This is a genomic window from Bradyrhizobium sp. BTAi1 (genome assembly GCF_000015165.1).
Taxonomy (GTDB): Bacteria; Pseudomonadota; Alphaproteobacteria; order Rhizobiales; family Xanthobacteraceae; genus Bradyrhizobium; species Bradyrhizobium denitrificans.
Map to the genome: position 1 here is coordinate 5,057,303 of NC_009485.1, position 14,380 is coordinate 5,071,682.

A 14,380-nucleotide genomic window follows, 5' to 3' on the forward strand; every position below is an offset into this window, starting at 1 on the left:
CGTCGAGGACGCGAAGCTTCAAGATCGGAGGTTCAAGACCGCTTCTTCGCGGTCGGACGGCAGGCCGTGCCGTCCGCAGCCGACGCATCCGCCGCGGCGCGCGCACCGTTCCACTTGCCTTTCACGACGAGGTTGAGCAGCGTCGTGCGACACAGCGCATGGACGCTCGACACGGCATGGCTGAGCGGCCGGTCCACCGGATGGGCCAGATGAACGGACCGTTTGATTTCGGGCTGGGTGATCGGCCAGGCCAGAAGCCGTTCGCTCTGCACGTCACGCGCTATCGAATTATAGGGCAGAACCGAATAGCCGATGCCCTCCTCGACCAGCCCCTTGATGTTGGCGTAGGAGTCGACCTCGATCACGGGATCGAGCGACAGGCCGCGCGCGGAGGCCTCGCGCTCCAGCAGCATGCGCAGGCCGTGGTCGGCGCTCGGCAGGATCAGCGGCAGCTGCGTCACCTTGGCGTAGGCCACGGCGCCCGAGGCGGGCGGCTTGACGCCGGACGGCGGTTTCATGGGTCCGAGCAGCCACAGTTCCTCGCTGATCACCTCCGATGAGTTCAGCGCATTGTCGCTGACCGGCATATAGAGCACGGCGAGATCGATGCGTCCCTCCCGGATCCATTCGGTGACGAAGCCGCTCATCGCCTCCGCAATGCACAGCTTGATTTTCGGAAAGCGCTTGCGCACCTCGAGGATCAGCGGCACCGACAGGATCTGGCTGATGGTGCCGGGCAGCCCGAGCCGCACCTCGCCGGACGGCTCGGCCTCCTGCCCCTTGATCTCGTGACGCGCGATCGACAGCTGGTCGATGACGATGCGCGCGTGGCGGATCAGGATCTCACCGGCCTCGGTCGCCACCACGCCCTGGGGACTGCGAAATAACAGCGCCGAGCCCAGCTCGGCCTCCATGTTGCGCACATGCAGGCTGAGCGCGGGCTGGGCCACGTTGAGGGTCTCGGCTGCCTTGGAAAAGGACCCCTGCTCGACGATCGCAATGAAATAGCGAAGCTGCCGCAGATCCATTTCCGCCCCAACATTCTTCTATGCAGGCCATATCTTTTCTGTATGGCAAACGCGCAGCCGATCGACGGGCGCTATAGATCAACGGCATCATGAGGCTGTCAAGCACAGGGGCTGCGCACGCTCGGCGCGGCAGCCATACCGCTTTGCCGTCAAGCTGGCCGCTCCCCCCGGCCACCCGAGGGGTCCGCGTCACTCCTGCGGCTTGGGCGCGAATTCGCGGCGCAGCCGCTTGCCATGCGCCCCGAGCGCCGGGATCGGCCCGAACGCGGGCACTTGACCATCGACCACCGCCCCCGGGGCCATCATCACGACCGGCCCTGTCGGCGTGTCGATCTCGATGTAGCGGTTCTGCGGATGCTCGGCGAAATCGGCCAGGGTCGAGACGCGCCCGAAAGCGAGCCGTGCGGCGCTGAGCAGCTCGATCGCGCGATCGAGGTCCATGCTGAGCAGGATCGGCCCGATCTCGGCATCGAGGGCCGCGCGGTTCTTGACCCGCTCGCCATTGTTGACGAAGCGCGGGTCGCTGGCGAGGCCGGGGCGCTTCAGTACGTCGCGACAGAGAATGACCCATTCCCGCTCATTCTGGATGGCGATCAGGATCGAACGGCCACCGCCACAGGCGTAGCTGCCATAGGGCGCGATCGTCGGATGATGCAACCCGACCCGGCCGATCGGCACGCCGCCATAGGCATATTGCAGATACGGCACGTTCATCCAGTCGGCCATGGCATGGAAGAGCGAGACCGCGATGTGCCGCCCTCTCCCGGTGCGCTCGCGCGCATAGAGCGCCTGGAAGATCGCCTGCGTCGCGGTCATGCCGGCGTTGATGTCGCAGACGGAGACGCCGACCCGCGCCGCGCCATATTCGTTGCCGGTGATGTTGGCGAGGCCGCACTCGCCTTGCACCAGGAGATCATAGGCCTTGGCGTCGCGCAGCGGCCCCTCGTCGCCATAGCCGGAGATGGCGCAAGTGATCAGCCGCTCGTGCCGGGCCCGCAACGCCTGCATCGAGAAGCCGAGCCGGTCGATGGCGCCCGGCGCGAGGTTCTGGATGAACACGTCAGCCTGCGCCAGCATCGCTGCCAGCACCGCCTTGTCGGCGTCATCCGCGAGGTTGAGGCAGATCGATTCCTTGCCGCGATTGAGCCAGACGAAATAGGCGCTCTCGCCATGAACGAAATGATCGTACTCCCGGGAGAAGTCGCCCTCGGGGCGCTCGATCTTGATGACGCGCGCGCCCGCATCGGCCAGCTTGCAGGAGGCATAGGCCGCCGCGACCGCCTGCTCGATCGAAACAACCAGAAGTCCCTCGAAATCGGCAGCCATGGGTCCTCATCGCTTCCGGCAGCGGCACGCGCTTACCGCATCACGAACGGGTTCGGCACGTCCTTGCCATAAGACATCCAGACGCATTTCGTTTCCAGATATTCCATGATCGCGTCCTGACCGCTTTCCCGTCCGATCCCGGACGCCTTGAAGCCGCCGAACGGCGCCATGTAGCTGACCGCACGATAGGTGTTGGTCCAGACCGTGCCGGCGCGCAGCCGCCGGGCGGCGGTGAAGGCCCGGCGCTGGTCGTTGGTCCAGACGCCGGCGGCAAGGCCGTAGGCGGTGTCGTTGGCAACAGCATAGGCCTCGTCATCCTCACGGAACTTGATGACCGACAGCACCGGCCCGAACACCTCCTCTTGCGCGATCCGCATCGCATTGTTGACACCGGCGAACACGGTCGGCTCGACGAACCAGCCCTGGCCGCATTCCGGACGGTCCGCCGGCTTGCCGCCCATCACACATTCGGCGCCCTCTTCGCGCGCCATCGCGATGCAGGATAGCACGCGCCGATATTGCGGCTGCGTGGTCACCGGCCCGACTTGCGTATCCATGTTCATCGGATCGCCCATGCGCGCCGTCCGCGCCAACGCGACGAACTTGTCCAGGAACGCATCGTGGATGCTCTCATGCACCAGCAGGCGCGAGCCTGCGATGCAGGTCTGCCCTGTGGCAGCGAAGATGCCGGACACCACGCCCTTGACCGCATTATCGAGATCCGCGTCGGGGAATACGAGCTGCGCCGATTTACCGCCAAGCTCCAGCGTAGTCCGCTTGAAGGTCTGGGCGGCATTGCGCAACACGTGGCGGCCGGAATTCTCTCCGCCGGTAAAGGCGATCTTGTCGACGCCCTTGTGGCTGGTCAGCGGCTCGCCGACGTCAGCCCCGAACCCGGTGACGACGTTGAGCACGCCGGGCGGAAAGCCGGCTTCCTCCACCAGCCGCATCAGCTCGATCGTCGACGCCGAGGTAAATTCGGACGGCTTGATCACGATGGTGCAGCCGGCTGCCAAGGCCGGCGCGAGTTTCCAGGTCGCGAGCAGCAGCGGCGAATTCCACGGCGTGATCGCGGCGACCACGCCGACCGGCTCGTGGCGCGTGTAGGTGAACATGTCGGGCTTGTCGATCGGGACCACCGCGCCCTCGACCTTGTCGGCGAGCCCGCCGAAATAGTGGAACCATTGCGGGATGTAGCCGACCTGGCCGCGCATCTCCGCATAGAGCTTGCCGTTGTCCTGCACCTCGATGCGGGCCAGATGGTCGGCATCGCGCGCGATGAGATCACCGAACCGGCGCAGCAATTGCCCGCGCTGCGACGGATGCATGTTGGCCCACTCACCCTGCTCCAGCGCCTGCCGCGCCGCCGCGACGGCGGCATCGACATCACGGGCATCGCATCTCGGGATCAAGGCCCAGGGCTGGGCGAGGAATGGATCGAAGCTTTCGAAATAGTCGCCGGAGGCCGGCTGCCGCCATTGGCCGCCGATGAAACATTGATAGCGCCGCATCGGCTCGATCCTGCTCATGCAAACCTCTCAGTTGAATTCGACGACCTGGCGGATCGCACTGCCGTCGGCGAGGCGATCGAAGCCGGCATTGATGTCGTCCAGCCGGATGCGGTGCGTCAGCAGCCTGTCCACCGGCAACCGGCCGCGATGATAGAGGCCCAGGAAGCGCGGAATGTCGCGCGACGGCACGCCGGAGCCGAGATAGCTGCCTTTCAGCGTGCGCTCCTCCGCAACCAAGGACACCGCCGGCAGCGACAGCACCGCCTTGGGATTTGGAAGGCCGGCCGTCACCGTGGTGCCGCCCCGCCGCGTGATGGCGTAGCCCATCTCCAGCGCCTTGACGGAGCCTGCGAATTCCAGCGCTGCATCGACGCCGCCCTTGGTCGCCTCCTTGACCTTCGCGACGAGGTCCGGATCAGAACCGTTGAAGGCGTGGGTGGCGCCGAGCTCGCGTGCCAGCGCGAGCTTCGGCTCGAACATGTCGATCGCGACCACGGTCTCGGCACCGATCGCGACCGCGCCCATGACTGCGGCCAGCCCGACGCCGCCGAGTCCGATGATCGCAGCCTTGCCTCCGGGACCGACATCGCCGCCGTTGAAGACGGCGCCGGTGCCGGTCAGCACGGCGCAGCCCATCAGCGCGGCAATGTGCAGCGGCACCTCCTTCTGCACCTTCACCAGCGAGCGCCGCGACATCGTGGCGTATTCGGCGAAGCACGACACGCCGCAATGATGGTGCACCCTCGCCTCGCCGCGATGCAGACGGAAGCCGCCGCTGAGCAGATCGCCCTTGCCATTGTGCTCGGCGCCCGGCTCGCACAGCGCCGGCCGCCCTTGCGCACATGGCGCGCAATGCCCGCAGCTCGGCACGAACACGCAAACGACGTGATCGCCGCGCACGAGATCATCGACGCCGGCACCGACCTCCTCGACCACGCCCGAGGCTTCGTGACCCAGCACCATCGGCAAGGGACGCGGCCGGTCGCCATTGATCACCGAGAGATCGGAATGGCACAGGCCGGCGGCGGCGATGCGCACCAGCACCTCGCCCGGACCGGGGCCGTCGAGCTCGACGTCAAGGATCTTCAGCGGACGCGAGGCGGCATAGGGTCCGGCGCGGCCCATGTCCTCGAGAATGGCGGCCTTGATCTTCATGCGGTCATTCCTTCGAAAACGTCGGCGCGTCGGTCAGTGGACGGCCGCGTACATGATCTTCTCTTCGGTCGCTTCGTCGGCCGAGAACTCCTCGACGACGCGGCCCTGGCGCGACACCAGGATGCGGTCGGCCAGGTTGAGGATTTCCGGCAGGTAGGACGAGATCACGACCACCGCGAGCCCGGCATCCGCCAGCTCGTTGATGACGTGATGCAGCTCGGCGATGGCGCCGACGTCGACGCCGCGGGTCGGCTCGTCGAAGATAACGAGCTTGGGCTGCTGCACCAGCGCGCGCGCGATCACCACTTTCTGCTGGTTGCCACCGGACAATTCGACCACGCGCGCCGCATTGCTGATGGCGCGCACATTGAGCCGCTTGGTCCAGGTTGCTGCCAGCTCCATCATCTCCGCATAGGAGATCACGACGCTCTTGTTGAGATCGGCGGCCAGGAGATTGAGATAGATGTTCTCGGCGATCGACTTGGTCTCGAAGAAGCCCTCGATCTTGCGGTCTTCGGTGACATAGACGATGCCGTCGCGCACCGCCTGGCGTGGCACCCGGTAGCGCACCGAGCGGCCCTCCAGCTTGACCTCGCCGCCATGGAAGAAATCGCGCTTGACCACGCCTGAGATGATCTTCGCGGTCTCGGTGCGGCCCGAGCCGATCAGCCCGAAGATGCCGGTGATCTGGCCCGCATAGACCGAGAACGAGTTGTTGCGGACCATGCGGCCCATCGACAAGTTCTGCACACTCAGCATCTTGCGCCCATAGGGCCGCGTCGCATGGCCGTCGCCGGCCTTGCCATAGAGCTCGTCCGACAAGGTGCGGCCGACCATCGCGGTGATGATCTTGTCGCGGTCGAAATTCTTCGCATCGTCCGTCACGACATGCTGGCCGTCGCGCATGATGGTGATGCGGTCGGAGATCGACAGCGCCTCCTCCAGCGCATGCGAAATGAAGATGATCGAGACGCCGTCGCGCTTGAGTCGTTTCACCAGCGCGAAGAAATGGTGCTTCTCCTCCGGCGTCAGCGTTGCCGTCGGCTCGTCGAAGATGATGACGCGCGCCTTGTGGTGCACGGCGCGCGCGATCTCGACCATCTGCTTCTGCGCCGCGCCGAGCTGCGACACATACATCGTCGGATCGACGCCGAAATTCAGCGACTGCAGAAACTGCTGGGCGGCGATATAGATGCCGCGCAGGCGGTTCAGGAACCTCTCATTGCCGAGATAGATGTTCTGCGCGACCGTCAGCGACGGCACCAGGCTGGTCTCCTGGAACACCATCGCGATGCCGCTGCGCAGCGCCTCCGCCGGTGTCTTGAACGACACCTTGGTACCGTTGACGATCAGCTCGCCGCTGGTGACCTCGTAGACGCCCGCCATGATCTTGGTCAGCGTCGACTTGCCGGCGCCGTTCTCGCCGAGTAGCGCATGGACCTCACCGGGCCTGAGATCGAACGAGATGTCGCGCAGCGCCGGAATGCCGTGGAATTCCTTGGTAACGCTCTTGAGCTCGACGACCGGCTGCATCACCTCACCTCCCCCGCCGCACGATCGATCGCGACGATCTCGTCGCCGCCCTTGGCGGTCAGCCACAGCCGTCCATCGATGTCGACCGCCGACGTGATGCCGTGGCGTTTGCCGCCGGCCCGGCTGTGCAGGCTCTGCAGCGGGACGAAATTGGTGTCCAACGCGATGACGAGACCATAGGACAAGGTCGGCGCCCATGGCTTGAGGATGCCCATCTGCTTCAAGGCGCCGCCCTGCATCGGCTCGTGGAACGAGACACCGCTGCGCAATGCCGGCGCGATCCAATAGGCCGGCGGCACCTCGGCCAGCATCGCGCGGCGGTAGTCGTCCTCGCGCAGCACAAACTCGATCAACGGACTGCGCGGCGCAAACACCGTGAGCCAATAGCCGCCGCGCGCGGATGCGGCGATGCGGCCCGGATAGCCCGGAAGATCGTCGAGCACGATAGCGAGCTCACGACCGTCCGGCGCGCGGCGCACGAGGCGGACATCCCAGGCCTCGCTGACGATCAACGATTGATCGGCCGCAACCACGACGCCGTTGGGGTAGCCGAGCCCAGCAGCCAGCCGCTTGGCCGTGCGCGCCGCGAGATCGAGCTTCCACAATTCGCCGGCGCGGCGGTGCTCCATCAGGTCGCGCTGCCAGGCGTCCAGCGCGGTCTGGACCGAGCCGACGCAGACGACGAGGCTCGCCTCGTCGACGAACGTCATCGCGGTGATGCAGGCGGACGGCCAGCCGCTGCTGCGGCCGGTGTCGGTCACCGTGCCGTCGCGTGCCAGGATCGAGATGCCCTTGCCGTCGCAAGCGACGGCAATCTGCCCGCGTGGCGACACAGCCAGCGCCGAGATGACGCCATCGAGTGTCGCGACCGGCTCCGGCTCGGCTCCGGCGGCGGCACGGAACAGCCTCGTCCCGCTCGACCACAACACCGCGCCGCCGCAGGCCACCAGATTGTCCGGCGCGTGGCTCGCGAGGCCGCGCGGCGCATCTTCGAGACGATTGTTCGGCTTCAGCGCCCCATCCAGCGGCGGCACCGTGACCGCGGCCCGGCCACGTCCGAGGAAACGCTCCAGCCAGCTTCCGACCAAGGCGCTCATGCCCGCTGCCCCCAATAGCTGCGCATGCCGCTCCAGTTCGGATCAGCCTTGTCGAGCCTGATGCGGCCGATCCGGTTGTTGGTAATGCCGCCGAGATAGAGATAGCCGCGGTGCTCGCGCATCGAGGTGATCATCGGGTGGTTCTTGGCGCCCTGATCCCACAGCGACTCCAGCACCTCGCCCTTGTCGTTGAAGCGGATCACGCAGCCGATGTTGAGGTTCGGGTAGAGCCACTGGTCCGGCGCGATGCGACGCGCCATCCTGCGGCGGAAACCGGGCATGCGCAGTGCGAGGTCGAGCGCCGGCGAGCGCATGCCCATGATCGCACACCAATAGGAGCCGTCCGAGGCGCGGTTGATGTTGTCGGGATAGCCGGGCAACGCATCGAGCACGCGCTCGACCTGCCCTGCCTTCGGCCCTGCAATCCACAGACGGCTGACGCGGCAGGCCCAGCTCTCGGCGAACAGCACCGACTGGCCATCATGGGCGAGGCAGACGCCGTTCGGGAAGATCAGGTTGCGCAACGCCGTATGTGTCTTGCCGCTCTTCGGATCGTAGCAGATGATGCGGCCGTTGCCGCGGCTCTCCAGCGCGTCGACCGGCCAGTCATGCATCTCGTAGCGGATCGTGGCCTCGCTGAAATAGATCCGACCGTCGGGCGCGATGTCGAGATCGTCGGCGAGCCGCAGCCGGGAATCGTCGACCACGGAGAAGGCCGAACGATTGGTCTCGTCGGTGACCTTGCCGACGTTGCGCGCGCGGTCGATCTTGTAGAGGCCCATGCCGCCGACGCAGACATGCAGGTCGCCGGCGCGGTCGAAGGCCATGCCGAGCGGCGAGCCGCCGATATGAGCGTAAACCTCCCAGCTCGTGTAGTCCGGCGGCGCGAAGCGGACGATGTCGCCGTGGCGCGTGCCGCAATAGAGATAATCGTCGTCATCGAGGATGACGTCCTCGGGCGACTCGACCTCGCCGAGGCCGATGATCTCGACCTGGCCGAGCCGGTCATTGAGCGCGAACGCGCCGCCGGTCTCGACCGACGTCGAGCGCGGTGTCGGCAGCTCGACATAGGTCGGCGACACGTAGACCTTCGACAGCAGCTTGTCGCGGTTCTTCAGCCAGCGCACGTCGATGAAGACGGCGAGCAGCAGGGTCAGGCCGAGCACCATCGGGCCGGAACCGCTGTTCAGGCCGATGCGCAGCACGCCATTGGTCATGACCAGCACGATGACGGCGCCGATCAGCGCCTTGGCGACCGAGCCGCGGCCGCCACCGAGGCTGTTGCCGCCGAGCACGGCCGCCGTCAGCGCCGAGATCTCCAGGCCCATGCCGGTGTCAGTGCCGGCGCCGCTGAGCCGCGCCGCGTAGAGCACCCCGGCCAGACCGCACAGCATGCCGGAGATCGTATAGGCGGCGCAGACCATACCGCGGACGGAAAGACCAATGTTGTGCGCCGAGCGGCGCGAGCCGCCGATCGCCATCATGCGCCAGCCCGGACGGCTGCGCGTCAGCAGCACGTGGCCGATCAGCGCGACGATCACCAGGATGATGAAGCTCGAAGGCACCTCGGCGACGCCGCCGAGGCCGATCATGTCCCAGACGTCGGACTGGTAGAAGCTGACCGACATCGCCTGCGCATATTTCAGGAGCAGCATGTCGACGATCGCGCGCACGATGATGAGCGTCACCAGCGTGGTGAGAAAGGCGCGTAGCCGGAGGAAGCCGATCAGGTAGCCGTTGAGCAGGCCGACGCCGCCGCAGATCAGGACGACGGCGGGGATCGCGAGGCCGACCGGCCAGCCGCCGAGATTGAGCAGCGCCAATGTCATGAAATTGCCGAGCGCGAAATTGGAGCCGACGCTGAGATCGATGCCGCCGACGATGATGACGACCATCATCGCCATGCAGACGAGGCCGAACTCACCGAGCTCGCGGGCGCTGATGGCGAGGTTGGCGCCGCCGAAGAAGTTGGGGATCAACGAGCCGAAGATCGCGATCACGCACAGCAGCACCAGAAACGGGATCGCGTTGTCGATCCACTTCTTCGAGAGCAGTTCGCCGATGACGTGGTCCGGGATGAAGCGATATCTCAGCTTCGTGAAAGTATGGGTCGACGCCAAGGCAGCCTCTGCACGCGATCGCTGGAAATCATTGTCGAGGAGAGCGCGTGGCCGCCGCGACCGGCGGCCACGCCTGAATGAGGCAGATCAGCGCAGCAGCTTGGCGTACTGCTCGGGATCCCAGCAGGTGCCGGCCTTGACGTCGGCCTTGGTCATGACGCGCGTGGGCGAATAGAGCTGGAACTTCATCGTGCCGGCCTTCTGCTTGGCCTGCAGCACCGCGGAGATCGCGGTGAAGGCGTCGCGGCCCATGCCCGGCGCGTCATAATTGATCGCGGCCGAGAAGGTGCCGTCGGCAAGCCGGTCGCACATGCTCTGCGCGCCGCCGCCCGAGGTGACGAAATAGACCTGGTCCTGCTTGCCGGCCTGCTTGATCGCGGCCCCCGTGCCAACGCCCTGGCCATCCCAGACGTCGATGACGCCGCACAGATCCGGATTTTGCTGCAGCACCGTCTCAGTGATGGCGCGCGCCTTGGAGGCGTCCCAATCGGCCGCCTGGCTCGACACCACCTTGATCTCGGGGTTGGCCTCGAACACCTTCTTGATGCCCTGAACCTGGTAGTAGCTGACGCCGCCGGTGAGCACGCCCTGCACGATCGAGACCTTGTGCGAGGTCTCGGTGCCCTTGCCGCATTTGGCGACGACCATCTTGGCTGCCTGCTCGCCCATGGCGATGAAGTCGGGGCCGACGAAAGCGTCGGTCTGCACCGCGCCCTGCATGTTCATCTGGATCACGACGATGCCGGCGGCATTGGCCTGCTTGAGCAGCCGCGCCAGCGATTGCAGGTCCGGGTTCTGCGTCACGATCACGTCGGGCTTCTCGGCGATCAGCGAGGTCAGGCCCTGCGCCATCGCGCCGGTGTTCCAGTTCGGATCCTGCGACTTGAACTTCATGCCGTAACGCTCGGCTTCGGTCTTAACGACGCCGCCCCAGGCCTGCGCCAGGTCGAAGCCGATCGAGATCGGCAGATAGACGATCGACTTGCCCTTGAGCGCGTCGAGCGCCGGCTGCCGATAGGGATCGTTCATGTCGTCGGCGCGGGCGGCACCGATGGCGGCCGCAGCAATTCCGACGAACGCAGTGGCCGCAAGGGCCAAACGATGCATGGTCTTCAAGATGGTCTCCTCCGATATTGTTGATTGAGGCTCGTTGTCGGGGACGTCAGATGTCCCCCTGCTGGCCCGTCTGCTCGTCGCGCGGGTTGAGGATGCTGTCGACGACGATGGCGAGCAGCAGGATCAGGCTCTTGATGACGTTCTGGATCGTGTACTGCACGTCCATGATCGTCATGCCGTTCATCAGCACGCCGATGAGAAGCGCGCCGACGATCACGTTACGGACATTGCCGCGGCCGCCGGAGAGGCCGACGCCGCCGAGCACCACGACCAGGATGACGTCGTAGATCATGTTGGAGTTGACGACGCGGGTGTTCATCGCCTCCGCCGAGGTCGCGGTCACGAGACCGGCCACGAAGGCGATGCCGCCGGCGATGACATATTGCGCAACGAGAATGGGGCGCACCGGCACGCCACCGATCCGCGCGCTGGCGAGGTTGTCGCCGATCGCATAGATGAAGCGTCCGGGCTTGGTGTAGCGCAGGAACAGATAGGCGATCAGCGCCACAACGGCCGCGACCACGATCGGCATGGGAATGCCGAACAGCGCTCCCTGCCCCAGACCCGCAAGCATACCGATGTTGGGTGGCAGATAGACCACATCGGTGCCGGTGATCAGATGGGCGCGACCGAAGCCGTAGACGAAGGTCGCCATCGCCAAGGTCGCAAACAGTGACGGGATCTCGGCATAGGCGATCAGGATGCCGGTCACGAGGCTCATGCCGAGCGCGAGCAGCAGCCCGATGCCCATCGCGCTTGCGACCGACAGGCCGCTGGCCGCAAGCTGCAGGCTCCACGCCACCGAGATCGCCATGGTCGCCACCAACGACAGGTCGATGCCGCGGCCAAGCACCACGACCAGCATGCCTAGTCCGAGAATTCCGAGCACTGCGACGCTGCGAACCAGAGAGAGCAGATTGCTCGGCGCCAGGAATTTCGGCAACGTCAGCGCGAACAGGATCAGCAGCAGCACCGTGAGGGCGAAGACGATCCGCTCCTGGTTGAAATAGCGAGTCCAAACGCGCATTCGCCGCCCGTCACCTTGTCGCTTCATCCCGGCTCGCCCCGGCGGCAGATGGCATCAGCGTGTCCTCTGCTGATCGCGCAGGACTCGCGGACCGGCTGCGGCGGTCGAGCTATTTGAGGATCGACGCTAGGCGACGACCGATGGCGCGCGGAAATACGGATTTGAGCTAGCGGCTATATCGTCGCGTTATCAGCGCTCGCCGTGATCAAGGCGCAAGCAACTTGGCGTTCGGCGGCGGCACCGAATCACTTTTTCTCGCACGCGCCGTCAATCTGCGGCGCGGACCAGGGCGTTGACATCGGAGCCACCGCGCGAGCCGCCGTCATCTCCCGACTGGCTCGACGGCCATCACAGATCCGGTTCGACGCCCCATCTCCACCCGGTGCGCCCACCCACCCGCCCGTGGCCTAACCGCTCAGCGCCTCCGGACCGCCCCTTCCTGCTCGGCGGATTCTCAATCACGACGTGACCACCTGTTTCTCAGATCTCACCGAGATTTGCCCAAGGTCGGATTGTGCCTCGCACCCCTATTTGTCGAAATAGATGTCGGCGAAGCTCGCATTGATTCCGGTGACGCCGAGCGTGTGGTTCCTGATCGTCTTGTTGAACAGCGTGACGCCGTCGGGCGCGACCAGATGGATGGCTGCAACGTCGTCATAGATCAGGTTCTGGAACTTGAACCAGAGCGCTCTGCGCTTCTCGGCATCCGGCTCGACGGCGGCATCTTCGAGCAGCTGGTCGACCACCGGATTGGCGTAGTGCGAGGCGTTCGAGAACGGCAGGCCGATCTTGAAGTTCTTCGACCAGAATGCGCGCTGGATGCCAGGAGTGGGATCGAAGGTGTTGGACAGCGATTCGAGCGTGATGTCGAACTCGCGGCCAGTATAGGTCTTGTTGATGTAGGTCGAGAAATCGAAGAACTGGAAATCGACGGCGATGCCGAGCTTCGTCAGCGCCTGCTTGACGAAGTCGCCGGCCGCCTGCAGGTTGAACGGATTGGCGTAGAGCCGGATCGGGAAACGCGTGCCGTCGGCCTTCTTCGGATAACCGGCCTCGTCGAGCAGCCTGTTCGCCTTCGCGAGATCGAGCGCATAGGGCTTGATCGACGGATCGACAAACTCGGCCAGCTCAGGACTGACCGCCGACGGCGCGACCTTGCCATAGCCGAAATAGACGAAATCGAGCAGCCGGCCATAGTCGATCGCATGGGCGATCGCGAGCCGCACCCGCTTATCCCTGAGGATCGGGTTGTCATAGTTGAAATAGAGCTGCGTCATGCCGGCATTGTACTCGTAACCGCGCGTCTCTGAGCCGAGATGCGGCAATACCTGCAGCCGCGCGAGATCGGAGCGCGGCACCGGCGGCCCACCGCCGAGGTCGAGCTCGCCGGTCTCGAACGCGACCGAGCGTGCCGCCTGGTCGGCGATGAAGCGCACGATGATGCGGTCGAGATAAGGCTTGCCGGGATCCCAATAATTCGGGTTGCGGTCGAGAATGATGTGGCTGCCCTTGACCCATTCCTTGAACACGAACGGCCCGGTGCCGATCGGCGCGCTGGCGTTCTTGTTGGCAAGCGGATCGGTCCCCTCATAGACGTGCTTCGGCACGATCGGCGATTCCGACGCATCGAGCGCCTTGAGCAGGTACGGCGCCGGCTTGGACAGGATGATGATCGCGGTCAGCGGGTCCGGCGTCTGAACCTCCTGGACGAAGGCGAAGGTGCCGCGCCCGCGTGGATGGTTCTCCTTCAACAGCTTGACCGAATAGGCCACGTCCGCCGAGGTGAAATCCCTGCCGTCGTGCCATTTCACGTTGGGCCTCAGCTTGAAGCTGTAGCGCAGCCCATCTGGGGTAACCTCCCATTCGGTCGCCAGCGCCGGCTGCGGCTTGAAGCCGAAACCGTAGGTCAGGAGGCCCTCGGTCACCTTCGGAGAGATGCGCGTCGATGGACCAGCCGTATGCGCGATCGTCACCAGCGTGGTCGGCTCCTGCTCGACGAGGAAGCGCAGCGTCCCGCCGCGCGGCACCTCGGCGGCGTCGCCGCAGGTCAGTCCAAGCAGAAGCGACAGCGCGACAGCAACACCATTCAAACCGAGAGCACGAGAGCTCATGGGGCCTTCCTTGATTCGAGCGACACGCATCACGACCGGCGATTCCGCCGATACGTCAGCTCTACTACAAACGACGGACCGAATTCTTGCTGATGAATGCCGTCAGCGCGGAACGATCGCAGCGCGTTGTTCGTCGATCGGAGAATGAGCGCTTCGGCCTGGCGCTCGACCACAATCGAGGGCACATCAGCACGCCGCGCTCGGAGCAAGTTCTACAGAGGCGGCCTCACAGGACGGGAGTGATAGCCGCACTGACGCTCATGCGATCGAGAGGCGTTTGTTGCCGATCGCGACGGAAATTTGGAATGGCCAGATCCGCCGTTTCCGCTTTTGCTAGGCCGCTTCTGAAATCACTT

Annotated in this window: 10 protein-coding genes; all 10 read right to left on the bottom strand. The window is 65.2% G+C overall.

Annotation, left to right across the window (positions count from 1 at the left end; all coding sequences use genetic code 11):
- Positions 1-32: 32 nt before the first annotated feature.
- A complete protein-coding gene (locus BBTA_RS22600; RefSeq protein ID WP_012044829.1) occupies positions 33-1,028 on the bottom strand; it encodes a LysR substrate-binding domain-containing protein in 996 nt (331 codons plus the stop codon).
- A gap of 189 nt (positions 1,029-1,217) precedes the next feature.
- The gene (locus tag BBTA_RS22605) at positions 1,218-2,354 is read right to left on the bottom strand and encodes a CaiB/BaiF CoA-transferase family protein (RefSeq protein ID WP_012044830.1); all 1,137 of its coding nucleotides are present in this window, start codon (positions 2,352-2,354) and stop codon (positions 1,218-1,220) included.
- Positions 2,355-2,386: 32 nt separating this feature from the next.
- Positions 2,387-3,865 carry an aldehyde dehydrogenase gene (locus tag BBTA_RS22610; RefSeq protein ID WP_012044831.1) on the bottom strand — a complete coding sequence of 493 codons (1,479 nt, stop codon included), beginning with the start codon at positions 3,863-3,865 and terminating at the stop codon, positions 2,387-2,389.
- Between the two features lie 27 nt (positions 3,866-3,892).
- Entirely contained in the window at positions 3,893-5,020 is a 1,128-nt protein-coding gene (locus BBTA_RS22615; protein ID WP_012044832.1) for a zinc-dependent alcohol dehydrogenase family protein, read from the bottom strand.
- A gap of 33 nt (positions 5,021-5,053) precedes the next feature.
- On the bottom strand, positions 5,054-6,553 hold the full coding sequence (locus BBTA_RS22620; protein WP_012044833.1) for a sugar ABC transporter ATP-binding protein: 1,500 nt from the start codon (positions 6,551-6,553) through the stop codon (positions 5,054-5,056).
- Positions 6,553-7,650 (bottom strand): strictosidine synthase, encoded by a 1,098-nt coding sequence (locus tag BBTA_RS22625; RefSeq protein ID WP_012044834.1) that lies wholly within the window; start codon positions 7,648-7,650, stop codon positions 6,553-6,555. The genes BBTA_RS22620 and BBTA_RS22625 overlap by 1 nt, the downstream gene beginning before the upstream one ends.
- On the bottom strand, positions 7,647-9,770 hold the full coding sequence (locus BBTA_RS22630) for an SMP-30/gluconolactonase/LRE family protein (protein WP_012044835.1): 2,124 nt from the start codon (positions 9,768-9,770) through the stop codon (positions 7,647-7,649). The genes BBTA_RS22625 and BBTA_RS22630 overlap by 4 nt, the downstream gene beginning before the upstream one ends.
- 87 nt (positions 9,771-9,857) lie before the next feature.
- Complete coding sequence (locus BBTA_RS22635) at positions 9,858-10,877, bottom strand: sugar ABC transporter substrate-binding protein (RefSeq protein ID WP_012044836.1); 1,020 nt, start codon at positions 10,875-10,877, stop codon at positions 9,858-9,860.
- A 55-nt stretch (positions 10,878-10,932) separates the two neighbouring features.
- Positions 10,933-11,913: an ABC transporter permease gene (locus BBTA_RS22640; protein ID WP_041750829.1), complete on the bottom strand. Its 981-nt coding sequence runs from the start codon at positions 11,911-11,913 to the stop codon at positions 10,933-10,935.
- A 527-nt stretch (positions 11,914-12,440) separates the two neighbouring features.
- Positions 12,441-14,024 carry an ABC transporter substrate-binding protein gene (locus tag BBTA_RS22645; RefSeq protein WP_012044838.1) on the bottom strand — a complete coding sequence of 528 codons (1,584 nt, stop codon included), beginning with the start codon at positions 14,022-14,024 and terminating at the stop codon, positions 12,441-12,443.
- Positions 14,025-14,380 lie beyond the last annotated feature (356 nt).